The 22832-nt window shown below is 70.3% G+C and carries 20 protein-coding genes; 4 read left to right on the plus strand and 16 right to left on the minus strand.

Translation table 11 applies throughout. The annotated features are described in order from the left end of the window. Positions 1-1659: an ABC transporter substrate-binding protein gene (locus ACFVBH_RS03275; RefSeq protein WP_378999342.1), complete on the minus strand. Its 1659-nt coding sequence runs from the start codon at positions 1657-1659 to the stop codon at positions 1-3. Between the two features lie 361 nt (positions 1660-2020). Between ACFVBH_RS03275 and ACFVBH_RS03280 the strand changes: the two genes are divergently transcribed. Genes ACFVBH_RS03280 through ACFVBH_RS03290 form a run of 3 tightly spaced genes read left to right on the plus strand, consistent with a single transcriptional unit; the run spans position 2021 to position 5571 of the window. Then, positions 2021-3124, plus strand: a complete 1104-nt coding sequence (locus ACFVBH_RS03280; protein WP_378999344.1) for an acyl-CoA dehydrogenase family protein — start codon at positions 2021-2023, stop codon at positions 3122-3124. A 42-nt stretch (positions 3125-3166) separates the two neighbouring features. Further along, complete coding sequence (locus ACFVBH_RS03285; protein WP_354986176.1) at positions 3167-4231, plus strand: LLM class flavin-dependent oxidoreductase; 1065 nt, start codon at positions 3167-3169, stop codon at positions 4229-4231. Continuing rightward, on the plus strand, positions 4228-5571 hold the full coding sequence (locus ACFVBH_RS03290) for an MFS transporter (RefSeq protein WP_378999347.1): 1344 nt from the start codon (positions 4228-4230) through the stop codon (positions 5569-5571). Before ACFVBH_RS03285 ends, ACFVBH_RS03290 begins: the two co-directional genes overlap by 4 nt. 52 nt (positions 5572-5623) lie before the next feature. On the opposite strand, the gene ACFVBH_RS03295 is transcribed toward ACFVBH_RS03290, so the two are convergent. The 4 genes from ACFVBH_RS03295 to ACFVBH_RS03310 form a co-directional block, all read right to left on the minus strand. Continuing rightward, complete coding sequence (locus tag ACFVBH_RS03295; RefSeq protein ID WP_378999349.1) at positions 5624-6829, minus strand: FAD-dependent monooxygenase; 1206 nt, start codon at positions 6827-6829, stop codon at positions 5624-5626. 48 nt (positions 6830-6877) lie between these two features. Next, entirely contained in the window at positions 6878-7474 is a 597-nt protein-coding gene (locus tag ACFVBH_RS03300; protein ID WP_378999351.1) for a hypothetical protein, read from the minus strand. Positions 7475-7476: 2 nt separating this feature from the next. Beyond that, on the minus strand, positions 7477-8088 hold the full coding sequence (locus tag ACFVBH_RS03305; protein ID WP_378999353.1) for a hypothetical protein: 612 nt from the start codon (positions 8086-8088) through the stop codon (positions 7477-7479). A 381-nt stretch (positions 8089-8469) separates the two neighbouring features. Further along, positions 8470-9579: a metallophosphoesterase gene (locus ACFVBH_RS03310; RefSeq protein WP_379001568.1), complete on the minus strand. Its 1110-nt coding sequence runs from the start codon at positions 9577-9579 to the stop codon at positions 8470-8472. A gap of 300 nt (positions 9580-9879) precedes the next feature. Between ACFVBH_RS03310 and ACFVBH_RS03315 the strand changes: the two genes are divergently transcribed. After that, a complete protein-coding gene (locus ACFVBH_RS03315) occupies positions 9880-10734 on the plus strand; it encodes a hypothetical protein (protein ID WP_378999355.1) in 855 nt (284 codons plus the stop codon). A 14-nt stretch (positions 10735-10748) separates the two neighbouring features. Here ACFVBH_RS03315 and ACFVBH_RS03320 read toward each other — a convergent pair whose 3' ends face one another. Genes ACFVBH_RS03320 through ACFVBH_RS03370 form a run of 11 tightly spaced genes read right to left on the minus strand, consistent with a single transcriptional unit; the run spans position 10749 to position 22824 of the window. Beyond that, positions 10749-11114 (minus strand): VOC family protein, encoded by a 366-nt coding sequence (locus ACFVBH_RS03320; RefSeq protein ID WP_378999357.1) that lies wholly within the window; start codon positions 11112-11114, stop codon positions 10749-10751. A 41-nt stretch (positions 11115-11155) separates the two neighbouring features. After that, on the minus strand, positions 11156-12490 hold the full coding sequence (locus ACFVBH_RS03325) for an NtaA/DmoA family FMN-dependent monooxygenase (RefSeq protein ID WP_378999360.1): 1335 nt from the start codon (positions 12488-12490) through the stop codon (positions 11156-11158). 28 nt (positions 12491-12518) lie between these two features. Beyond that, on the minus strand, positions 12519-13583 hold the full coding sequence (locus tag ACFVBH_RS03330; RefSeq protein WP_378999363.1) for an LLM class flavin-dependent oxidoreductase: 1065 nt from the start codon (positions 13581-13583) through the stop codon (positions 12519-12521). Between the two features lie 27 nt (positions 13584-13610). Next, on the minus strand, positions 13611-14642 hold the full coding sequence (locus tag ACFVBH_RS03335; RefSeq protein WP_378999365.1) for an aldo/keto reductase: 1032 nt from the start codon (positions 14640-14642) through the stop codon (positions 13611-13613). A gap of 44 nt (positions 14643-14686) precedes the next feature. Further along, the gene (locus tag ACFVBH_RS03340; RefSeq protein ID WP_378999367.1) at positions 14687-15901 is read right to left on the minus strand and encodes an acyl-CoA dehydrogenase family protein; all 1215 of its coding nucleotides are present in this window, start codon (positions 15899-15901) and stop codon (positions 14687-14689) included. Then, complete coding sequence (locus tag ACFVBH_RS03345) at positions 15898-16824, minus strand: LLM class flavin-dependent oxidoreductase (protein ID WP_378999369.1); 927 nt, start codon at positions 16822-16824, stop codon at positions 15898-15900. The genes ACFVBH_RS03340 and ACFVBH_RS03345 overlap by 4 nt, the downstream gene beginning before the upstream one ends. Positions 16825-16846: 22 nt before the next feature. Next, positions 16847-18091 (minus strand): LLM class flavin-dependent oxidoreductase, encoded by a 1245-nt coding sequence (locus tag ACFVBH_RS03350; protein ID WP_378999371.1) that lies wholly within the window; start codon positions 18089-18091, stop codon positions 16847-16849. Beyond that, on the minus strand, positions 18088-19347 hold the full coding sequence (locus tag ACFVBH_RS03355; protein WP_378999373.1) for an acyl-CoA dehydrogenase family protein: 1260 nt from the start codon (positions 19345-19347) through the stop codon (positions 18088-18090). The genes ACFVBH_RS03350 and ACFVBH_RS03355 overlap by 4 nt, the downstream gene beginning before the upstream one ends. Continuing rightward, the gene (locus ACFVBH_RS03360) at positions 19344-21002 is read right to left on the minus strand and encodes a dipeptide ABC transporter ATP-binding protein (protein WP_378999375.1); all 1659 of its coding nucleotides are present in this window, start codon (positions 21000-21002) and stop codon (positions 19344-19346) included. Before ACFVBH_RS03360 ends, ACFVBH_RS03355 begins: the two co-directional genes overlap by 4 nt. Next, the gene (locus tag ACFVBH_RS03365; protein ID WP_354986161.1) at positions 20999-21793 is read right to left on the minus strand and encodes an ABC transporter permease; all 795 of its coding nucleotides are present in this window, start codon (positions 21791-21793) and stop codon (positions 20999-21001) included. The genes ACFVBH_RS03360 and ACFVBH_RS03365 overlap by 4 nt, the downstream gene beginning before the upstream one ends. Further along, on the minus strand, positions 21790-22824 hold the full coding sequence (locus tag ACFVBH_RS03370) for an ABC transporter permease (protein ID WP_378999378.1): 1035 nt from the start codon (positions 22822-22824) through the stop codon (positions 21790-21792). Before ACFVBH_RS03370 ends, ACFVBH_RS03365 begins: the two co-directional genes overlap by 4 nt. Positions 22825-22832: the final 8 nt, after the last annotated feature.

Consider the following 22832-nt stretch of genomic DNA (forward strand, 5'->3'; position numbering starts at 1 on the left):
CTACTTCGCCTCGATCCAGGTGTCGTAGAAGACGTTCCGGGACTGCGCCTCGTAGCCCACGTTGTGCACGCGCGGGTTCGCCGCGGTGACCTGGGCCGGGTTGTAGACCGGGACGGTGAGGATCTGATCCTCGAGCAGGAAGCGCTGGGCCGCCTCGGCCGCCTTGGCTCGCGGGCCGGCCTCGAGGGTCTTGCTCAGCGCGCTCAGGACGTCGATCGCCTGCTGGTAGGCCGGGTTCTCCGGGGCCAGCTTCGTCATGTTCGTGTACTGCGGGGAGTAGACCTGTTCCAGCACCGCGATGTCGGCGCGACTCTGGTTGGCCACCTGGATGTTCCAGCGCTGCTGCTGGGTCGCGGCGGCGGTGTAGTCCGGGATGGGCAGCACGTTCAGCTTCACCTCGATGCCGATCTTGCGCAGGTCCTGCTGGATCAGCTCGTAGGCGGGCTTGTTGTTGACCAGGTTGTTGATCCCGAGCAGGTCGAGTTCGAGCCGGCGGCCCTGGCGGTCCACCCGGATGCCGTCCGAACCCTTGGTCCAGCCCGCGGCGTCCAGGATCTGCTCGGCGCGCTTCTGGTCCTGCTTCAGGCTCGCGGAGAAGTCGACCCAGCCGGGCACCCGCTTGGACACCACCGAGCTCGACACGGTGTAGCTGGGGGTGAGCACGGTCTTGGCCAGCGCGTCCCTGTTCCAGCCGAGTTTGACGGCCTCGCGGACCGCGCGATCATCGGTCGGGAAGCGATCGGTCTTGAGGTCGAGGGAGATGTCGCGGCCCGGAATGAGCTGCGGCACCAGGCGATAGCCTTCGGCCTGCAACGGCGCCTCGTCGGTGTTGTTCACATCCAGGATGGCGTCCACGGTGCCCGCGCGCAGTGCGCCGGTGCGCACGCCTGCCTCCGGGATGACCGAGATCTCGACCGTGTCGAGGTACGCCTCACCCTGGTGCTTGCGCGACTGCGGCGCCCAGTTGTAGCCCGGGCGCTTCTTCAGCACGGTCTTCTGCTGGTAGACGTGCTCGGCGACGGTGAACGGGCCGGTGGCCACGATGTTCTTGGCCAGCGCCCGCTGCTCCTTGGGCAACTGCAGGGTGGAATGACCGACGATGCCGGAGAAGTACAGCGAAAGCGCCTGCGGGAAACCGGCATTGGGGCGTTCGAAGCGCACCTTGACGGTCACCGGGTCGATCACGGTGGTCTCGGCGTAGCCGACCCAGTAGGCGGTCACCGGAACGATGCCCAGCGCCTTGTCACCGCGCCCGAGCAGGTCGAAGTTCTCCTTGACCGAGTCGGCGGTGAACTTGCTGCCGTCGCTGAAGGTGACATCGTCGCGCAGGTGGAAGGTGAACTCCTTCAGCGCCGGATCGATGTCCCAGGACTTGGCCAACCAGGGTTCGATGGCCCCGGTATCGGGATTCTGATAGGTCAGTTTGTCGGTGATATTGCTGGTGATCAACGACTCCGGATAGGAACTGCCCGAATGCGGGTCGAGATTCGCCGGAGCGTCCAGCACCGCGAATCGCAATGTCCCACCGGACACCGGTGGACCGCTGTCGTCGCCGCCGGAGACCTTGTTCCCGGATGCCGCGCATCCGGTCAATACCGCCGCGACGAGTGCAGTGGCCACGGCGAGCGCGCTCGCCTTCGCGAATTTGCCTGAGGGCATGTGAGAGAACTCCTGAATGAATCGAATCTGCCCGCAAGTGTGCATAGGCGGCCCGGGTGGAACAACCAAGCTGATCTACCGGATTCGTTCAGTTTTCGTGAAAGGTTCAGGCGGATACCGCGCTTCGGACCTGCGGTTTTACCTGCGCGCACCCGCGACGAGCTGTTCGAAACAACTGGAATCGCGGCGAATTTATTTGTCCTGTCGGCACTTCGCGCAGATCAGGCGCCGTGCGCGAGTAATCGGCGCAATCACTATTCGGATCGCGCCCGATTTACGGGTTGATAATCCGGATATCGATATGCCGCCGACGGTACGCGCCCGGCCGCATTCTTCAGCTGAACTGAACGAAAGGTGTCCGATGACAGCGGGTACTACCGCAACCGACCCGGCGGCCGCCGTCACCGCGGCCGACGGCCATCCACTGGTTGTCCGGGTGCGGGAGTACGCGGAGACCGTGCTGCGACCCGCCGCGCTGCGGACCGACCGCGACGGCGTCCCGGCCCGGCGGATCAGCGAACTCGCCGCGCTCGGACTGCTCAATCACACCGCGCCGGTCGAGTTCGGCGGAGCGGGCATCGACCGCAATACCGATCGGCGGTTGCACGAGATCATCTCGGGGGCCTGCTTCAACACCTGGCTGATCTGGGCACAGCACGCGCCCATGGCCGGGCGCATCGCCGAATCCCGCACGCCGGACACGGTTCTGCCCGAGCTGGCCGAGCGCGTGCTGCGCGGTGAGGTGCTGCTGGGCGCCGGGGTGAGCGATGTGCGCCGCTACCCCGAGCACTACCTGCGTGCGCGCAGGTCCGTGGGCGGGTGGACCTTCGACGGAACCATCTCCTGGGTCAGCGGCTGGGGGCTGCACGCCGCGCTGGCGCTGGCCGCGGTGGATCCGGAGACCGAGACCGTGGTGACAGCACTCGTCCCGGTCGGCGAGCGGATCACCAGCGCGGGACCGCTGCCGCTGAGCGCGGTCACCGGCAGCCGGACCGCGCGGGTGCGCATCGATCAGGTCTTCGTGCCGGACTCGCACGTGCTGCTCACGCATTCGCTCGAGCGTTCCCGCCATCTCGATATCGGGGTGGCCAGCGACGCGCGCGGGCATCACTTCGGACTGGCCGAGACCGTGCTCACCGAGCTGGAGCACACCGAGTCCGCACGCGAGGTGGCCCGGGCCTGGCGGCCGCGGGTCGCCGAGATCCGTTCCACCGCCTACGCGCTCGCCGACGAGTCGGTGGCGCGCGGCGGCGGCGATCATCGACTGGCCGAACGGCTCGCCGCCAAGGTCGCCAGCGGCGAGGCGCTCTCGGTACTCACCCGCGCACTGCTCATCGCTCGCGCCGGGCGCGGGCTCGGCACCGACGACACAGCCCAATTGCACGCGCGCTCGGCGCTTTTCGTCCTGGTCCAGGGGCAGACCACCGACGTTCGCCGGGCCCAGCTGGCCCGGCTCGCCCGCTGAGCCGGACAACCACCCTTCTCCACGAACAGGAGCCGTCCTCCGATGAGTCTCGAATTCCTCTGGTACATCCCGAATCAGGTCACCCCCGGGCATCGCGGTGAACCCGTGACCGCCGCGCACAACAGCCTGGACACCCTCACCACCCACGCGCTGGCGCTGGAGCGGCACGGCTGGCAGGGCGCGTTGCTCGGCACCGGCTGGGGTCGCCCGGACACCTTCACCACCGCCACCGCGCTGGCCGCGCGCACCAGCACCTTCGAACCGCTCATCGCGATCCGGCCCGGCTACTGGCGGCCCGCGAACTTCGCCGCCGCCGCGGCCACCCTGGATCACCTGACCGAAGGCCGGGTCCGGGTCAACATCGTGTCCGGCAAGGACGATCTGGCCGCGTACGGGGACAGCGACGGCGAGCAGGCCGATCGCTACTCGCGCACCCTGGAATTCCTGCAGCTGACCCGCAAGCTGTGGACGCAGGAGCGGGTCACCTACCGGGGTGAGCACTTTCAGGTCACCGATTCCACCGTGCAGCCGCGCGTGGTGGCGCGCGAGGGCCGTCCGCACCCGAAGCTGTACTTCGGCGGGGCGTCCGAGGCCGCCGAGCGGGTCGCCGCTGCCGAGGCCGACGTGCAATTGTTCTGGGGCGAGCCCCTGGAAGGGGTGCGCGAGCGCATCGAACGCCTGAAGACCCTCAGCGCCGAACTCGGCCGCGAGCACGCCCCACTCGAATTCGGTTTGCGCATCACGACTTTCGTGCGTGACACTACCGAGCAGGCATGGGCCGAGGCGGAGGCGAAGGTGGCGGAGATGGCGGCGCAGCACGGCGATCCCGGGCAGAATCCGCATCGCCGCACCGCCGTCGGACAGCAGCGCCTGCTCGATCTGGCCGCACGCGGCGAGGTGCTCGACGACAACCTGTACACCACGCCCGGCCGCTACGGCGGGGGCGGCGCGGCGACCACGTGGCTGGTCGGTTCCGCCGATGACGTGGCCAAATCCCTGCGCAAGTACCGCGATCTCGGCATCACCCACTTCGTACTCTCCGATACCCCCTACCTGCGGGAAATCGAACGCCAGGGCGATCAGCTGCTGCCGCTGCTCGCCGAATGAGCGCGGGCAGTCTCACCACCGCCCGCGCCGCGCTGTCGCGGGACCGCGGCCCGCTGCGGTTGATCGTGGTCTTCGCGATCACCCAGACCGTCAGCTATGGCGCGATGATCCAGGCCTTCACGGTCCTGCTGCTGCCCATGTCGGACGCGCTCGGGGCCTCGCGCACCGCGATCGCCGCCGCCGCAACGATTTCCACGCTGGTGGGGGCGCTGGCGGCGGTGCCGGTCGGAAGGCTGCTCGATCGCTACGGCGGGCGGGTGCTGATGGCGGCCGGCTCGGGGGTGGGCGTCATCGCGGTGCTGCTGTGGTCGCAGGTGCAGAACCTGGCCCAGCTGTACGTGGCGTTCGCCCTCATCGGGGTGTCGCTGGCGATGTCGACCTACGAAGCGGCCTTCGCCGTGCTGGTGGTGGCCGCCGACCCACGCCATCGCGACAACGCGATCATCGCCGTCACCATGATCTGCGGGCTGGCCACCAGCTTCTACTACTTCCTGGTCGGGCACCTGGACGCTCGCTTCGGCTGGCGCACAACACTCGTACTGCTCGCGGTGGAGCTGGCGGTGATCGCCGTCCCGGCGCACCTGTGGGCGGTGCCCGGGCGGGCCGCGCATCTGGGCCGCATCGCCACGCAGCCGGGCGTCTCCGAGGGCGGGGCCCTGCGCGATCACCGGTTCTGGCTGCTGGTGCTGGCGTTCGTCGCCCAATCCGCGTCCACGTCGGCCTTTCTCACCATGATGGTCACCTATTTCCGGGACGCGGGCTTCGCGGCCACGACCGCGGCCACCCTGCCCATCACCATCGGGGTCGCGCAGATCGGTTCGCGGCTGGCGCTCGCGCCGCTGGCCCGTCGGTACGGGATGACGGGCGTGACCGCGGTGTCCTTCGCGTTCCAGGGCGCGGGCCTGCTGGCGCTGCCGCTGGCCGGGACCTCGCTGCCGTGGACCCTGGTGTGCGTCATATCCTTCGGGCTCGGCTACGGCACTAGCGTGGTGGCCCGGCCTTCGATCGTCGCCGACTCGTTCGGCGTTGCCCGGTTCGCGGGCATCGCGGCGCTGATGACGGTGCCCATCGCCCTGTCCCGCGCGGGCGCGCCGCTGGCGGCCGCCTGGCTGCGCGACTGGCGGTTCCTGGTGATCATGGGCGCCGCCGCGCTGATCGCGGCCCTGGCCCTGCTCCCCCTGTCCCGCCGCCGCCCGGCCGTCGCGGAACTCCCCCTCGCCGCACCCGAATCTCCCGCCACCGGAACGACACCCGTCTTCATCATCGGATCGACCGGCCTCGCGGCCCAGGACGAAACAGCCGCGGCCTGCGCACCCGAGCCGACGAGCGGCGTGCGCTGACACTGGACACCCGGTCCGGAGCAGTGCCCGAATCCGGATGCGGCGGTACGGGTTACGGGGTTTGCGCGGGCCGGTGGTGTTCGGTGCCGGCCATGGCGCGCGCGACCAGGGGGCGGGCCAGCCGGGTTTGGACCGCGCGCATGATCCAGGCGTTCACGCGGATACCGAGCATGGACTCGGGGGCCACCGCGGCGACGCGGCCCGGGGGCAGTTGCTGCGCCGAGGTGATGCGCGGGCGCATGGCCGACTCGAAAGCCGCCAGGGCGGCAGGGATTCCGGCCGGATCGGCGGGCGCGTTCGCTGCGCGCAGGGCGGTCGTCAGTTCCGCGGCTCCGCGCAGGGCCAGGGCGGTGCCGAGGCCGCTGAGCGGGCTCGCGCACCACGCGCTGTCGCCGACCAGGACAACGCGGTCGTCGTGCCAGGCGGGCATGTGCACTTGGTCGTAGGTGTCCAGGGCGAAGTCGGGGGCCTTGCGCGCGGCGTCCAGGAATTCGCGGGCGCGCCAGCCCGCGTCCGCGAAAATCTGTTCCAGCAGCGTGAATTGGGCTTCGCGATCGTCGCGGGGCGGGAGCGTGTCGGCGGCGAAGGTCAGCCCGATCTCCTGCTGACCCGGATGGCCGGGGCGGGCCTCGAGCGCGCGGCGGCCGGGGACGTTGCAGAGCAGGAACCAGCCGTCGAGCTTCGGGGTCGCCGGCTCCTCCTCCAGGGTGAACCAGGCGTGGGCCAGGCCGAGCGGGCGGCGGTAGTTCTCCTCCGGTCCGAAGCGCAGTGCGCGGACCCGGGAGTGTGCGCCGTCCGCGCCCACGACCAGATCGAAGTCCTCGGCGTCGCCGGAGCGGAACTCCGCGGTGACCCGGGAGCCCGAGTCCCGCAGTGCCGTCACCGTTTCGCCGAAGCGCCGGATGACACCGGGGCCGGCGGAGTCGTGGATCAGCCGGGCGAGGTCGGTGCGCAGCAATTCCTCGCTGGACACCAGCCCCTGGCCGTCGAACGCCGTCACCGGCATCTCCGCGAGCCGCCGCCCGTCCGCCACGATCCACGCCGCACCGCGCTGGGGAATAAGGCGCTTGCGCGCCTGTTCGAGCAGCCCCAGCTCATCGAGCACCTCGGCGCTGTCCCCGCGCAGATCGACGGTCTGGCCACCGGCCCGCAGCGCGGGCGCGATCTCGGCGACGACCACCTCCCACCCGTCCCGCTCCAAGTACACCGCGAGCGTGTCCCCCGCGATGCCGCCTCCGACGATGAGCACTCGTGCCATGGCCCGCTCTCCTTGGTGAGATGGTTACCCAAGGACACGATAGTGCGATCAGACGTCGTCGCCATCCCAGATGTCGCCGGGGCCCTTGCTCCCGCCGTCGTCGTTCAGATGCCACGGATCGTCGTCGCCGCTGTTTCCGCCACCGCCGCCCGAATTCGAGCCGCCGTGATCGTCCGGCTGATCGTCGGGCCAGAAGCCGGCGTCCTCAGGGAAGGGCATGGCGAACGGAGACGGGAAGACGCCTTCCAGCGCGACGGCGCCGGATTCCGAGGCGTTCGCGACTGCCTCGATGGACCCGGATTCGGTCATGATGAAGGCCACCAGCGGAATCGAGATGATGGCGAGTTCGGGGATCTCGACCACCACGTCCCGCAGTGCACTGCCGATCGCGTCGGCCGCGGTAGTGAACATCTGCACCGCCAGCGGACTGAGATGGACGGTGTAGCGCAGATGCAGGAAGCCGTGCGTGTCGACGCGCACCAGCTGATCGCTGTCCGGGTCCTGCGCGGCCTGCAGCACCCGCCGGGCCGTCGCGTCCAGATCGAAGACGCGGTTCAGCTCCAACCCGTCGAGCCGATGGTTCGCCAGGGTGGCTTCGAACTCCGAAACCTTGTCCCGGACTTGCTGTTCGGTGATGTTGGACATGATCAGATCCCACTCCCCCGGTGCTTGCGATGCAGCGGGTCCTTGTTCGGGTTGCCTTCCCAGCCGCCGTTGCCGTCACCGAGCTGGTCCTTCAGCTGTTTGTCGAGGTCACTGTCGTCCGACTGCCGCCCGGATCCGGACTCCTCCTCAGCGATCTGGTGCTCGACCTCCCAATACACGGGCGACTCGGGCACCGGTACCACGAACGGCGAGGGCACGGTCCCCTCGAGCCGCACCGGGCCGCCCGCCGCCTGCCCCTCGATCTCACCGGCATGGGTGGCGATGAAGTCCGACAGCGGCTGCACGATGGCCGCGACATCCGGGAAGGCGGCCACGGCCGCGCCCAGCATCGCGCCGAAATCCGATCTGCCGAGCGCGGCGACCGCCTGCGTGCTCAGATGCACCGAATAGCTGTACTCCCCGTCCATATCCACGATGATCAGCGGAGTCCCCTCGGAATCCACGCGCGGCTCGAGTCCTGCCGTCAGACGGGCCGCCGCCGCCAGATCCAATCCCGCCACCGGATCGAAGCCCTCGAGTTTCCACCGGCTCAGCGCACCTTCCAACTCTCCGGCCTTGGCCCGTACGACTTCGTCCGACACGTCATCCGCCATGATCCCTGCCCCTTCCGTGAGACACCTCACTTCTATTGGGCCTCAACCACTCTCACGAATTCGAGGCCGTTGGGCTCTAGCCCCACAGCGGGTTCGCATGCTTGGCTGAAGCCGCGTGGAACAGTTGGCACGAACACGAGATCTGTTGGCATGGAATGTCATTGAACAGACCGGAGGATCGGCGAACCGGAACCGATAGACACCCGCTCGACCGACCGGCACGCCCCGCCAAGGTTCGAGTTTTATTCGCTGGCGGCAACCGGCATCGGTCGTTATCGTTGTCGCCGCGACGCGGGGAAGCTCCTGGATCTATAGCTGGGGGCGAGTTGAGTTCCCCAGCGTCGTCCAAACTTCCCTTCCCGCACGGGGTTACCAGCGGGCTCAGCCGCGCCGCAGGGTCAGGATCGAGATGTCGGGGCGCGCGCCGATGCGGACCGGCGGGCCCCAGGCGCCGACGCCGCGCGTGGTGTAGAGCTGCATATCGGCTTCGTGATCCAGTCCGGCCACCGTGCCGTTGACCCAGCCCACGACGTAGTTCAGCGGCCAGATCTGGCCGCCGTGGGTGTGACCGGACACCTGGAGGTCGACCCCGTGCGCGGCTGCCTCGGGCGCCTGGCGCGGCTGGTGCGCGAGCAGCATGACGAAGCGGTCGTCGCGATGCCCGGCCAGGGCCGCATCGATGTCGGGTCCGTACGGATCGGGCGCCGCGAAGTCGTAGACGCCCGCGATCTCGAGGGTCGCGCCGTTGACCTGGACCTCGGCCCGTGCGTTGCGCAGTGTCTTCAACCCCAGACGATCCCAGTAGTCCATCCAGTCGGCGACACCGTCCACGTAGCCCTCGTGATTGCCCGCGACCGCGAACTTCCCGTATTTCGCGGTGAGCCCCGCGATCGGCGCGATATCGGGCCCGACGAGTTCGACCGATCCGTCGATGAGATCCCCGGGGAGCACGATGACATCGGGCCGCTGGGCGTTGACCAGGTCCACGACCCGCTCGGTGAAGGCGGCGCCGCGGGCCGCGCCCACGTGGATGTCGGCGACCACCGCGACCCGGAGGCCGTCGAGTTCCGCGGGCAGTTTCGCCGAACTGACCTCCACCTCGAGCACGCGCGGATCGTTCGCCTCCCCCACCCCGTAGACGACCGCGCCCACCGCGGCCACCACGAGTACACCCGAGAGCACCCGCAGCAGCGGCAGGCGATCCGTCATCCCCGCGCCGCGCGCGATCGCCAGCACGAGCCCGATCAGCAGCAGGCCGAGCACCAGGTAGAACAGCACCGCCGTCCACACCAGCCCCACCCAGACGATGCCCCGGACGGGCTCGGGCGAGTACAGGCTTCCCGCCCCGAACGCGACGAACACACCGGCCCACAGCACCGCGAGCACGCCCGCCCCCGCCACCTTCGCGGCCTTGGGCACGCCCGTGGCCCGCAGTAACCGTCGATACAGCACCCAGTGCACCAGGGCGAACACCAGCCCGCCGATAACCATTCGCAGCACGTGCCGCCCTCTCGATATCCAGAACTCCGCAGCGGTTCCGCACGCCACCCGCGCGCATCGCACAACGATCGATGGCACCGAGCGTAATCCCGGGCTCGGCGGATCCCCGTCCGGTCGGCGTCGCGCCGGCCGCGGGCCGAGCGGCCGCGAACCGGTACACCGTCGACCGCCACCCGAATCATGCTGTCGAGCAAGAAGTTCGGAGTAGGATCGGCGGGCAGCGTCGCCATCGGAGATTCGGGGCCGCTCCCGGGGGCTCGACGATGGCTCGGCGGAGCGAGGAGTTCGGCGATGTCCTACCTGCGTGCCTGTGCGGTGTTGACGGCGGTACCGGCGCTGCTCGCGTTCGGATCCGGAACCGCGGCAGCGCAACCCGGGGAAAGCGTTCCCCTCGATCAGGGGCGCGGCGAACCCGCCGCGCAACCCGTGGCGGCCTCCGGCACCCTGCGCGTGGGGTCGGAAACCGTCCAGCTGCCGGTGGCGATCGACGCCCAGGCACTCGCGCAGGCCCAGAGCTATGTCGACGGGGTCCAGGCACAGGTCGGCGCGACATTCGATCGGCTCGGCCGCCCCCGCAGCGAACCCGAACGACGGGCCGCCGGGGCCGAAGCCGGCCGGGTCATCGGTGCGGTCATCGGCAAGGTCGTCGTCTTCCCCCTGGAGATCGTCGGGTGTGGGGTGGGGGCGACGATCGGGGCGGTCGCGGGCGGGGTCATCGGCGGACTGCCGACCGTGGGAGCGGGCGTGCCCGTGGGGGCCGCCGTGGGCGGGGTGGCGGGCTGTCTACTGGGTGGGCTCGCGGTCGCCATACCCGTCGACATCGCCGGGCTGGTGGGCGGCGGGGCCATCGGCGAATTCGTCGGGGGTGCGCTCGGCGCCGCGACCGCGGCCGATCCCGCCGCGGCACCGGGCGCCGATGCCGCAGCGGCCCAGCCCGTTTCGATCGAGACCCGGGCGGGCACACCGGAGCCGCTCGCGGTCGCACCGGTCGCCGACGCCATCGCCGCGGCCGGCCCGGACGCCGAGGCCGCGGTCACCTCGCTGCGCACCGCCGTCAAGTCGATGCCCAAACTCGGCCCGGACGCCCTGGGACCGCTCACCCAGCCGGCCAACGACCTGTTCGCCGCCGTCCAAGCCGCCCTCTGATTGCGACTCGACACTCAGTCCAGACAGAACTCGTTGCCCTCGATGTCCTGCATCACCAGGCAGGACTCGTTGACGCCGTCCGCGCGCAGCAGGTGCAGCCGGGTCGCCCCGAGCGCGACCAGCCTGGCGCATTCGGCCTCGAGCACGTCCACCCGCTCCTGACCCGCCAGACCGGTTCCGACCCGCACGTCGATGTGCACCCGATTCTTGACGATCTTGCCCTCCGGAACCGCCTGGAAATACAGCCGCGGTCCCACTCCCGCCGGATCGGCGCACGATCGGCCCCGATGCTCGTAACCCAGTACCGCGGACCAGAATTCAGCGACGCGCTCGGGCTCGGCGCAGTCGAAGGTGACCTGAATCTGCCTGATCGATGTCATCGGTCCAACCTAACCGCGTCGCAGCTCCGGGCCGAGCGGGCTCAGGCCGGGACCGCGGCCGCGGACTGCCTGGCCGGGAGCGGGAGGCCGAACCGTTCACGCAGGGTCGGCGCGGAGTACTCGCGCTGGAACAGGCCGCGGGACTGCAGCAGCGGCACCACCAGGCCGGTGAACGCCTGGAGGTCGACGGCGGTTTCGGCGGGCATGATCGTGAAACCGTCGGCCGCGCCCGCGGCGTACCAGTCGGCCAGGTCGTCGGCGATCTGCTCGGCGGAACCGACCAGCAGGCGGTGGCCCGACCCGCCCGCACCACCCTGGATGAGTTGGCGTGGGGTACGGGGGCTTTCGGCGATGAGGGCGCGGGTGGAGATCGCGAAACCGGTGGAGAACGCGCCCGCGGGGATGGCCTCGGGCAGATCGTCGGCGGTGATCTCGTCGTCGGGGCCGAAACTGCCCGGCGGGAGGCCGAGATCGTTCAGGAGGTTGGCGGTCAGGCGCTCGATCGGCAGGTGCGCGTAGAGCTCCCGCTCCCTCTCGCGGGCCTCCGCCTCGGTGGCGGCGACCAGGACCACCACGCCCAGGGAGATCTTCACCGAGTCCGGATGCCTGCCCGCTGCCGCGGCCCGGCGGCGGATGTCCTCGCGGAACGCGACCGCCTTGGCGCGCGTCTGGGCGACGGTGAAGACCACGTCCGCGAAGTCGCCCGCCAGGCGCAGCCCGCCTTCGGAGCCGCCCGCCTGCACCACCACCGGCCGGCCCTGCGGTCCCGGCGCGACGGGCAAAGGCCCTGCCACCGAGAAGAATTCGCCCTCGTGGTCGATCCGGTGGATCTTGCCCGCGTCCGCGTAGCGCCCGCTGCCCTTGTCCGCGACCAGCCAATCGGGCTCCCAGCTGTCCCACAGCCGGGTCACCACATCCAGGAATTCCCAGGCCCGCCGATAGCGGGTGGTCTTGTCCGGGTGTTCGTCCAGGCCGAAATTCGCCGCCGCGGCCGGGGTTCCGGTCGTCACGATGTTCACCGCGGCCCGCCCCTTGGTGACGTGGTCCAGCGCCTGGAAGCGGCGGGCCAGGTTGTAGGGCGAGTTGTAGGTGGTCGAGGCGGTGATGACCACGCCGAGCCGTTCGGTCACCGCGGCCAGATTGCCCAGCAGGACCAGCGGATCGATGCCGGTGCCGGGCGCTTCCTCGATCTCCGCGCGCAGGGCGGGACCGTCGCCCAGGAAGACGGCGTCGATCTTGGCAGCCTCGGCGATGCGGGCGAGCCGCTGGAAGTAGTCGATGTCGAGATACGCCAGCGGATCTGCGTGCTCGGCGCGCCACGCGTGCCGGAAGTGCCCCGGCGTCATGAGCGACAGGTTCAGATGGAATCCAGGCATGGAAAGCCTCTCGTGAAGCGAAAGTGTGTCAGGACGCGGCCGGGGTCCAGCCCAGTGCGGGGGCGAGTTCGCGAGCGCCGGCTGCGAGCAGCCGCACGTGCTCGTCGGGTTCGGGCACCCCGGGCACGAAACTCAGCAGCAGATCGGTGATCCCGGCCAGCGACGGGTCCGCGGCCAGCTCCCCCGCCAACTCCGGCGCGGGACCGACCAGGGCGTGATCGGCGTCGAGGTAGTCCGCGACGCTCAGCTTGTCCACGCCCCGATCGGCGGGCGCCCAGCTCTGCCAGCGCCGCACGCCCGGTTCGACCAGCCGCAGCGCCGCCTCGCGATCCGGATGCGGATAGACCGCGCGGGACGCCTGAATGCGCGGCGCGGCATCGGTTCTGGTCCAGGCCGCGCGGTAGGACTCGATCCACGCCGCCTGATTGCGCTGCGCCGCTTCGATACTCCCGTCTCGCCACGCCGTCGCCCGGGACAGCTGCAGTCCGTCACCCGCCCGCGCGGCGGCCGCGGCGGCGGCGTGCGCGCGGTCCGGCTCGCCGGTCGTGGCCTGCCAGAGCCGCTGCCGGACACCGGCGCCCGGCGGATGCAGCACCTCACCCAGACTGTTCACCGGCCCGCCGCCCAGGACCGCGTGCAACCGGGCGACGGCCGTGTCGAACTCCTCGTGTTTACGATCGAGGTCTTTCCCGAAGGCTTCCCACGCGCCCGGGAAGGGTCCGGAACCGACCCCGAGTTCGAGTCGGCCGCCGCTGATCTCGTCGAGGGTGGCGGCGTCCTCGGCGACCCGCAGCGGATCCTCCAGCGGCAGCACCAGCACACCGGTGCCCAGCCGGATACGGGAGGTGTGCGCGGCGATGGCGGCCAGCACCACCAGCGGCGACGAAACATGTTCGCGCCCTTGGCGGAAGTGCCGCTGGATCACCCAGCCCGAGTCGTAACCCAGCTCCTCCGCGGCCTGGAAGACATCGATCGCCTCCCGGTACGCGTCGGCGGGCGCGATATCGCGATCGAGGTGGAGCAGGAAGCCGAGCCGGAAGTTCCTGCCGTCCTCGACGCCCGCGCCGAGGGTGGTGTGCCGGACCGCTGTCATGGTGTTCTCCCGAGAATCAGCCGGAGGTCAGAGTCGAAGTCCGGTGCCGTGCACACCGTGTTCGTCGATGAGCGCGAGCTCCTCATCGGTGAAGTCGGGGAAGCTCACGGCGGCGATGTTGTGATCGAGCTGCGCGGTGGAGCTGGCCCCGATGAGGGCGGAGGTGACCTCGGGGCGGCGCAGCACCCACTGCAGGGCCAGCTGGGCCAGGGACTGCCCGCGCGCGGCGGCGATCTTGTTCAGTTCGGCGGTGCGCTGCCGGTAGGTCTCGTCGATGACGTCCGGCGACAGGAAGGTGCTGTTCACCGCGCGGGCCCCGGCGGGGATCGTCTCCAGGTACTTGTCGGTCAGAAGTCCCTGTGCCAGCGGCGAATACACGATGACGCCGAAGCCGTCCTGCTCCGCGGTCGCGAGCAGGCCCTCGCGCTCGGGCCGGCGATCGTAGATCGAGTACCGGGCCTGGTGGATCAGCAGCGGCACGCCGGCGGCGCGCAGCTGCTCGGCGATCTCGTGGGTGCGTTCGGACTGATAGTTGGAGATGCCGATGTACAGCGCCTTGCCCTGCTGTACCGCGCTCACCAGCGCCCCGACGGTCTCCTCCAGGGGCGTCCCGTGGTCGGGCGAGTGGTGGTAGAAGATGTCGACGTAATCGGTGCCCAGATCGCGCAGGCTGTGCTCGAGCGAGGTCAGCAGCGACTTGCGCGAGCCGCCGCGCAGGTACGGGCTCGGGCCGATCGCGTTGCCCGCCTTGGTGGACAGGATGAGCTCGTCCCGGTAGGGCGCGAGGTCGCGGCCCAGCACTTTGCCGAAGTTCTGCTGCGCGGCGCGATGCGGCGGCCCGTAGCGGTCGGCGTTGTCGAAGTGGGTGATGCCGAGATCGAAGGCGTGCAGGATGATGTCGCGCTGGGTGGCGAACGGGTAGTCGGTGCCGAACTTCTGCCACAGGCCGAAGGAGAAGGCGGGCAGGTCGAGACCCGAGGCGCCGGTGCGCCGGTAGGGCACCTGCTCGTAGCGGCTCTCCGCCGCGGTGTAGGTGGTCTCGAAGGGGCCGTAGTTCATCGGTGTCGTTCTCTTTCCGTTGTGCGGGGACGAAATTGCGGTGGTCAGAACAGACCGGTGGTGGGCGGGTCCTCACCGGTGAGGTGGTAGGCGCCCGCGACCGCCTGTTTCCATTGGCGCGGATTGTGATTGGCCGCGGTGCGGGCGTTGCGCCAGTGCCGGTCGAAGCCGAGCCCGCGGTCGGTGATGGAACCGCCGCCCACGTCGAACAGCAGTTCCGCGGCGCGCAGGGCGGATTCGATGGCGATGACGCCGGCCTGGGCCACGTGCACGGCCGCGGCGGCCCCGGCGGTGCGCGCGGCCTCGCCGATCAGGCCCCGATTCGCCTGGAGCTGTTCGGCGGCCAGCAGCACCACCGCACGCGCGGCCTGGGCGCGCGCGGCGATCTCGCCGACCGTCTGGCGCACGTAGGGGTCGTCCACGCTCGCGGCGGCCGAGCTGTGCTTGATGGGACGGGCCTTCTCGCGCACGTACAGCACCGCGTCGTCCAGCGCACGGGCCGCGATACCGGCCTGTACGGCGGCCAGGTACAACTGCGCGAACGATCCCGCCCACGGATTGTCCGACACGTTGTCGATCAGCCCGCCGGTGGTGACCTCCGCGCCGGCGACCCGGACGCCGCTGAATCGCGTTGTCCCGCTGGCGGTCAGGCGCTGTCCGACGGCATCGAAGTCGTCCAGGATCTCCAGCCCGGCGCGATCGGTGGGCACGGTGAACCGCAGCAGCGTGCCGTCTTCGGTGATCGCCTGGGTCGAGAACCAGTGCGCGTACACCGCGCCGGTGGAGTAGTACTTCTCACCGTCGACGATCCAGTCCGCGCCGTCGGCGCGCGCGGTGGCGTAGGTCTGCCCGCTGGCGCCGCCGGTGCGCTCGTTGGCGGTGCCCGCGAACAGTTCTCGGTTGCGCAGGCGCTCGAGCACCAGGTCGCGCTGCGGCAGATCCGGTCGATTGGCGACCTGGTGCGCGATGAGGAACGTGCTGCGCAGGGCCTGCGCCACATTGGAATCCGCGCGCGCCAGCTCGATGATCACCTCGGTGACATCGCGCACGGTGCCGCCCGCACCGCCTTCGGACGGCGCGATGCCCGTCAACGCGATGCCTGCCGCGGCCAGCTCACGGACATCCTCGATCGCGTAATCCCGCACGGTCTCACGGTGTCTCGCGGACGCGGCCAGGCGATCGAGCGCCGGTTGGATGGCGGCGCGTATGCCGGCGACGGTGAGCAGCGTGGTGGGCTGACCGTCGCGCACGGCGGTCATCGCAGCGCTCCCGCCGGGGTGCGCAGCCCGAGCGCTTCGCGCAGCGTCGGTCCGGTGACCGGGGTGGCGAGCAGCGGTGTCAGCGCCTCGATCGCCGCCACGATCTCGATGGTGTCACCCACCGGAGCGAGTGACAGTCCGTCGAGGCCGTCCGCGGCGACCCAGGCGGCCAGCTCGTCCGCGACCGCGCGCGGATCCGCGGGCGCGGCCACCCGCGCCCGGCCGAGCAGGACGATCTCCGAGCGCTGCCGCCCGGTCCCGGCCAGCGCGGCGGTCAGCGCGGCGTTCGCCCCGGCCGCGCGGTCTCGGTCCACGACGACCACATCGGCGATGTGCGCCACCACGTCCCAGCCCAGCTCGTGCGGTTCGGCGGCCGCCAGCACCGGCCTGCCCTGCACCGAGGACGGTCCGTCGAGCGGCCCCGCGACCCGGTAGTAGGACCCTTCGTGGTCGATGGCCGAGATCAGCGCGCGGTCCACCACGAGCGCGCGTTCCTGATCGGCGATCAGCGCCGCACGCGGGAACGATTCCCAGAGCCGGGTGAGCACGATGGCATATTCGGCCCAGCGGCGCGCCGGATCGGAGGCCGCCGGATCGGGCGTGGTCGCCCGGCTCACCTCGTCGTCCGCGCCGGGCCGCAACACCACGCCCGCCCGTCCGGCGGTGGCGCGGTCGAAGGACAGAATGCGCCGGGCCGCGTTGTACGGGGCGTTGCCCGTGGTCGGCACATCCACCAGATAGCCGATGTCCCCGATGGTTCCGGCCAGGTACGAGGCCACGACGCTGGGATCCAGCGCGGGCCCGTCCCCGGCGGTGTCGTGCACCCGCACTCCCGCCGCGCCCGAGGACCGGGCGGCCGCGGCGATGGCGACCGCGCCGGGCAGATCGCGCACCGCGATATCGATCAGAATCGGAAAACTCATTGTCCTGTCTCTTCTCTCGGACTCAGCGCGCGGCTTCGAGCGGGCCGCGTTCCCACACGCCTGTGGGCACCGGCGGCAGCCCGAGACCGAGGTGATCGCGCAGCGTGGTGCCGTCGTAGTCGGTGCGGAACAGGCCGCGCCGGCGCAGTTCGGGCACCAGGTGATCGGCGAAATCGTCGAAGCCCGAGGGCAGGACGTCCGGCATGACGTTGAAGCCGTCGGCCGCACCCGCCCGGAACCAGCGCTCGACGTCGTCGGCGATCTGTTCGGGGGTGCCGACCACGATGCGATGCCCGCCGCCGCCCGACAACTTCTTGAGCAGCTGGCGCAGGGTCGGGTTCTCGCTGTCGATGAGATTGCGCACGACGCGGTAGAAGGTCTGCGACCCACCGGCGGCGTCGGGTTCCACGAGCAGCTCCGGCGGAATGGGGGCGTCGTCGTCCAGTCCGTCCAGGGAGAAGCCGAGCTGCCCGGCGAGCCGGGAGCGGGCGTAGGCGTCCGGCAGCAGCTCGTCCAGCAGTTCGCGGCGTTCGCGGGCCTCGGCCTCGGTGCTGCCCAGCACCGTCGACAGCCCGGGCAGCACCACGATCTCGTCCGGGTTCCGGCCGAATTCGGCCGCGCCGGCGCGCAATTCGTCGCGGAAGGCCCGGGCCCGGTCGATGTCCTGTTCGGCGGAGAAGATCACTTCGCCGACCCGCGAGGCCAGGCGCTTGCCGTCGCTGGAACCGCCCGCCTGCACCACGACCGGGCGGCCCTGGGGTGAGACGAAATCGGTGCGCTCGGCCCAGGCCGCGACCACCTGTTCCACGAACTCCGCGGCTCGCCGGTAGCGCAGGCCGTGCTGGGGTTCCCCGTCCCGCCCGAAGTTGGCCGCCGCGATCGGGCCCGCCGTGGTGACGACGTTCCAGCCGAAGCGCCCGCCGCTGACATGGTCCAGATCGCCCAGCCTGCGGGCCAATTCGGCCGGATCGTTGTAGGAGGAGGACAGGGTGGCGATCAGCCCGACCCGCTCGGTCTGCGCCGCCACCCGGGCCAGCACCGTCGTGGGCTCGAGGTTGTTCCCGGTGCGGTGTTCGATGCCCGGGTCCAGCACCGGGCCGTCCGCCAGGAAGACCGCGTCCAGCTTGGCCTCCTCGGCCTTCTTCGCGATCGAGGTGTAGTGCTCGATCGAGTAGGAGGCCGCGCCGTCGGTACCCGGGAAACGCCAGGAGCCGCCGAAGACACCGGCGTTGAGGATGTTGACATTGAGGTGCAGCAGTCTGCTCACTGCGCGGTCCTTTCCTCGGCGTCGGCGGCCGACGGGCGGTTGGTGTAGTAGCCGGGCACCGGGGCCACGCCGTTGACCACGAAATCGCCGATCACCCGCGGCTTGTAGACCACCGGGTTGTGCGAGGCCAGGGTGCGCGCGTTGCGCCAGTGCCGGTCCAGGTGCACGCTGTTGCGCACCGCGGACGAGCCCCCGGCGTCGAAGGCCCGGGTCGCGGCGTCCAGCACGGCTTCGATCACCGCGATCTGCGCCGCGGAGGTGTCGAGATAGGCGGCGGTGTAATCGGATTCCTCGCCCGAGGCGTGCGCGGCCTCGAGCCGTTGGGCGGCATGGCGCAGCAGCGTTTCGGCGGTGAGCCGGCGCGCCTCGAGCAGGCCGATCACGCCGAGCACCTCGGGGTCGGCGGCGGCGTTCTGGGTCAGGGCGTGCAGGCTGGTGCGGGTGCGCGCCCGCACGATGTCGGTGGTTTCGGCGACCAGGCTGCGGGCGATGCCCGCCAGGTTGGCCAGGTGCACGATCTGTACGAACGAGTCCAGCCCGCGCAGCGATTCGCGATAGCGGCCGATGTCACCGTGTGGCTCGACCGGCACGTCCGCGAAAAGGGTGGTGCCGCTGCCGGTTTGGCGCTGCCCGACTCCGTCCCAGTCGTCGACGTGGGTGACGCCCGGGTGCCGCGCCGGAATCACCACGAAGCTTCGGACGCCGTCCTCGCTCGCGACGGCGGCCCGGATGTAATCCGCGAAGCGCGAGCCCGTGGAATAGAACTTGGTGCCCGAGACGAATCGATCACCGTTCTCATCGGTGCGGACCCGGGTGGTGGTGACGCCCCAGCCGGTGGTTGATTCGCCTTGCGCCGCAACCGCTTCGGCGACGATGGCTGACGGCTCGGACTGGGCGTTGCCGAACACCGCGCCCTGTCCCGCCACGCGCAGCCAGTGCTCACGGACCACGGGATCGGTCTCGGCGCGCAACACCTCGGTGGTGGTGAAGTGTCCGCGCCAGATCTGCGGGATGTTGGAGTCGGCCTGCCCGGCCTCGGCCAGCAGCTCGAACAGCGCGGGCAGGCCGACGCCGAAGCCACCGAACTCCACCGGCACCCGCAGGCGGCCGAATCCCGCCTCGGCCAGCGCCCGGATCAGCGTGTCGGGGTGTTCGAAGGCGAGATCGCGTTCGCCGACGCCCTTGGGGAACTCGGCGAGCACCGCGCGAATACGAGGGAGCGCCTCGGCCAGCGTGGCCGGTTGTGCGGTGGTCATGACAAACCTCCGGGGAGTGAGCGGCGACCGGCGATCGCCTCGAGCAGGCGGACCGTGTAGTCCTCGACGGGGTTGGTGAACACCTCGTGCACCGTGCCCTGTTCGACGATGCGGCCCTGCCGCATGACGGCCACCCGGTCCGAGATCGCTCGGACCACGGCCAGGTCGTGGGAAATGAACAGATAGGTGAGGTCACGCTCGGCCTGCAGCGTGCGCAGCAGTTCCAGGATCTGCGCGGCCACCGAGACGTCCAGCGCCGAGATGGGCTCGTCCAGTACCAGCACGGTGGGTTCCAGGATCAGGGCGCGGGCGATGGCGACCCGCTGGCGCTGGCCGCCGGACAGCTCGCGCGGGTGCCGGTTGACGAAATCGGCCGGGAGGGCGGCGGCTTCGAGTGCGGCCACCACCCGCTCCTCGTTGGGGCGTTTGCGCTGGCGCGGCCCCCGGCGCGGCTGGAACGAGCGCAGCGGCTCGTCGACCACGTCGTAGACGTCGAAGCGCGGATCGAAGGAGGAGAAGGGATTCTGGTAGACGATCTGCACCTCGCGACGCAGCGGGCGGAATGCGCGCGCGCTCAGCCCGGTGATGTCGGTGCCGAGCAGTTCCACCCGGCCGGAGGTGGCCGTGGTCAGCCCGGTCAGCACGCGCGCGGTCGTGGACTTGCCGCTGCCGGATTCGCCGACGATGGAGAAGGTTTCGCCGCGACCGACCCGGAAGGTGATGTCGTCCACCGCGGCCGCGTCGCCGTAACGCTTGACCAGGCCGCTCACCTCGATGATCGTTTCCCGGGCGGGCGCCGGGGCCGGCTTCCGATCGAGGATCGCGCCGGCGCGGGCGGGCACGCTGTTCAACAGGTGCCGGGTGTATTCGTGCTGCGGCTGGGCGACAACCTCTTTCGTCGGCCCGAACTCGACCAGGCGGCCCTGGCGCATGACCCCGATGCGATCGGAGCGATCGGCGGCGACGCCCAGGTCGTGAGTCACCAGCACCACCCCGGTCCCGGTGCGGCGGCGAATGTCGTCGATCAGATCGAGCACCTGCCGCTGCACGGTGGCGTCCAGCGCCGAGGTCGGCTCGTCGGCGATGATCAGATCCGGCTCGGCGGCCACGGCGGCCGCGATCAGCACGCGCTGGCGCATACCGCCCGAAAGCTCGTGCGGGTACTGGCGATAGCGGCGCTCGACCTCGGTGAACCCGACCAGGTCGAACAGTTCGTACACCCGCCGCCGGCGGGCCTCGGCGTCCAGGCCGGTGTGCAGCAGCAGCACATCCTCGACCTGATGTCCCACCCGGCGCACCGGGTCCAGGGAGGACCCCGGATCCTGCGGGATGAGGCTCACCGCCCGGCCGCGAATATCACGCCAGCCCTTGGGCGAGAGCTCGGTCAGCTCCTGCCCGCGGAAGGTGATGCCGCCGCCGGAGACCGAGCCGTTCTCCGGAAGCAGGCCCAGGATCGCGTGCGCCGTGGTGGTCTTGCCCGAACCGGACTCTCCGACCAGGGCCAGGACCTCGCCGGGCGGCAGTTCGAAGGAGACCTCGTGCACCACCGGTTCGAAGCGGCGGCGCACGCGGTAGCCGACGGTCAGGTCCCGCACCGCCAGCAACGGTGCGGCGGTCGGCTTCTCGAGCCGGCTCGCCGACTGGACGACGGTCATGACGACGCCCTCCTGGTGAGATGGTGGGAAATGTGATTGGTCGCCAGCACCACGGCCACCACCGTCAGACCCGGCCACAGCGTGAGCCAGCCGCGGGTGGCGATGTAGTTGCGGCCGTCCGAGACCAGGCGGCCCCATTCGGGGTCCGGCGGTTGCGCGCCCAGGCCCAGGAAGCTCAGCGAGGCGATCCAGATGATGGCGATGCCGAACTGCACGGTGATCAGGGAGACGGTCGAGGCGATCGAATTGGGCACCACGTGCCGGCGCAGCACCGCGAAAGTGGTTGCCCCGCTGGTGATCGCGGCCTCGACGTAGTTGCTCGTGCGCGCCTCCAGGACTTCCGAGCGAATCAGGCGGGCGAAGGTCGCCGCACTGGTCAGCCCGACCGCGACTCCCGCCTGCAGCACCCCGAAGCCCAGCAGCACCACGAAGGTGATGGCCAGCAGGAATCCGGGAATCGACAGCAGGATGTCGATGACGCGCATGACCACGTTGTCGGTGAATCCGGCGAACCAGCCCGCGGTCACCCCGAGCAGCGAGCCGACCGCGACCCCGACCGCCACCGCGATGGCCGAACCGGTGAGCGAGGCGCGAGCACCGTAGACGACCCGCGCGTACAGGTCGCGGCCGAGTTGATCGGTGCCGAACCAGTGCTCGCCCGACGGCGGTCGCAGCTTCTGGGCCGGATTCACCGCCAGCGGATCGACCGCGGTGAACAGGTGCGGCACCGTCGCCCAGAGCACCACCAGCAGGACCACGCCCACGGCCGGGATCAGAGACCAGCGCTTCATGGCATGGCCGCTTCCACCGGCAGCGGACGCGGTGCGGGCAGCACGGTGGCGACGGCCGGCTTACGCCGCACCACACCGGCTTTCGCGGACCGGCGGGCCTTGCCGTCGACGAGCACTCGCGGGTCGATCAGCGGGTAGGCCAGGTCCACGGCCAGGTTGATCAACACGTAGACCGCCGTGGACAGCAGCACCACGCCCTGCACCACCGGCAGATCCTGGGTGTTGACCGCGCCCACGGTGAGCTGCCCGATGCCGTCCCGGGCGAAGACCGATTCGGTCACCACCGCGCCGGCGATGAGCTCGCCGAACGCCAGGCCCAGCAGGGTCAGCACCGGCAGCGCGGAATTGCGCAGCACGTCCTTGCGGAAGGCGAAGCCCTCCCCCGCGCCCTTGGCGTGCAGCACGTGCACGAAGGGCTGCCGGCGGGTGGTCCGAATCGAGCCGGTGAACACCTGCGACAGCGGTGCGGCGATCAACAGGCCCAGGGTCGCCGCCGGAGCCAGCAGCGCCCGGAAACTGCCGTCGTCGACCGACGGGATCAGGCCGAATCGGAACGAAAGGTACTGCAGGGCAAGGATGCCGACCACGAACGTGGGGACCGAGGCGAACAGCGCCGGTGCCGTGCCGACCAGCGAGCGCAGCCACGCCCACGGCGCGTAATTGGCGAGTATCGCGACCACGGCGGTGAACGCCAGCCCGAAGGCCAGCCCGAGCCCGGCGAGTTGCACGGTGCCCGGCAGCGCCTCGCCGATGAGTTCCTCGACGGGTTTGCCGTTGGTGAGCGAGAAGCCGAAATCGCCGCGCCACAACGCCGCCAGACTGTGCAGGTACTGCTGCCAGACCGGGCGGTCCAGGCCGTAGTACTCGAGCATGATCCGCCCCGCCTCGGGGGTGATCTGGGCTTCGGGATTCTGGATCCGATTATTGACCGAGTCGCCCGGCAGGGCACTCAGCAGCACGAAGGACAGGGTGTAGGCGGCCAGCAGCACCACCGTCGCCTGTCCCAGGCGCTTCGCGGCATAGATGTGCATTCTCGCTC

The organism is Nocardia sp. NPDC057668 (assembly GCF_042799795.1).
Classification (GTDB): domain Bacteria; phylum Actinomycetota; class Actinomycetes; order Mycobacteriales; family Mycobacteriaceae; genus Nocardia.

Bases quoted from the DNA above. Each gene is read 5' to 3' on its own strand.
- ACFVBH_RS03275 (WP_378999342.1), bottom strand. From the start codon at position 1,659: ATGCCCTCAGGCAAATTCGCGAAGGCGAGCGCGCTCGCCGTGGCCACT.
- ACFVBH_RS03280 (WP_378999344.1), top strand. From the start codon at position 2,021: ATGACAGCGGGTACTACCGCAACCGACCCGGCGGCCGCCGTCACCGCG.
- ACFVBH_RS03285 (WP_354986176.1), top strand. From the start codon at position 3,167: ATGAGTCTCGAATTCCTCTGGTACATCCCGAATCAGGTCACCCCCGGG.
- ACFVBH_RS03290 (WP_378999347.1), top strand. From the start codon at position 4,228: ATGAGCGCGGGCAGTCTCACCACCGCCCGCGCCGCGCTGTCGCGGGAC.
- ACFVBH_RS03295 (WP_378999349.1), bottom strand. From the start codon at position 6,829: ATGGCACGAGTGCTCATCGTCGGAGGCGGCATCGCGGGGGACACGCTC.
- ACFVBH_RS03300 (WP_378999351.1), bottom strand. From the start codon at position 7,474: ATGTCCAACATCACCGAACAGCAAGTCCGGGACAAGGTTTCGGAGTTC.
- ACFVBH_RS03305 (WP_378999353.1), bottom strand. From the start codon at position 8,088: ATGGCGGATGACGTGTCGGACGAAGTCGTACGGGCCAAGGCCGGAGAG.
- ACFVBH_RS03310 (WP_379001568.1), bottom strand. From the start codon at position 9,579: ATGGTTATCGGCGGGCTGGTGTTCGCCCTGGTGCACTGGGTGCTGTAT.
- ACFVBH_RS03315 (WP_378999355.1), top strand. From the start codon at position 9,880: ATGTCCTACCTGCGTGCCTGTGCGGTGTTGACGGCGGTACCGGCGCTG.
- ACFVBH_RS03320 (WP_378999357.1), bottom strand. From the start codon at position 11,114: ATGACATCGATCAGGCAGATTCAGGTCACCTTCGACTGCGCCGAGCCC.
- ACFVBH_RS03325 (WP_378999360.1), bottom strand. From the start codon at position 12,490: ATGCCTGGATTCCATCTGAACCTGTCGCTCATGACGCCGGGGCACTTC.
- ACFVBH_RS03330 (WP_378999363.1), bottom strand. From the start codon at position 13,583: ATGACAGCGGTCCGGCACACCACCCTCGGCGCGGGCGTCGAGGACGGC.
- ACFVBH_RS03335 (WP_378999365.1), bottom strand. From the start codon at position 14,642: ATGAACTACGGCCCCTTCGAGACCACCTACACCGCGGCGGAGAGCCGC.
- ACFVBH_RS03340 (WP_378999367.1), bottom strand. From the start codon at position 15,901: ATGACCGCCGTGCGCGACGGTCAGCCCACCACGCTGCTCACCGTCGCC.
- ACFVBH_RS03345 (WP_378999369.1), bottom strand. From the start codon at position 16,824: ATGAGTTTTCCGATTCTGATCGATATCGCGGTGCGCGATCTGCCCGGC.
- ACFVBH_RS03355 (WP_378999373.1), bottom strand. From the start codon at position 19,347: ATGACCACCGCACAACCGGCCACGCTGGCCGAGGCGCTCCCTCGTATT.
- ACFVBH_RS03360 (WP_378999375.1), bottom strand. From the start codon at position 21,002: ATGACCGTCGTCCAGTCGGCGAGCCGGCTCGAGAAGCCGACCGCCGCA.
- ACFVBH_RS03365 (WP_354986161.1), bottom strand. From the start codon at position 21,793: ATGAAGCGCTGGTCTCTGATCCCGGCCGTGGGCGTGGTCCTGCTGGTG.
- ACFVBH_RS03370 (WP_378999378.1), bottom strand. From the start codon at position 22,824: ATGCACATCTATGCCGCGAAGCGCCTGGGACAGGCGACGGTGGTGCTG.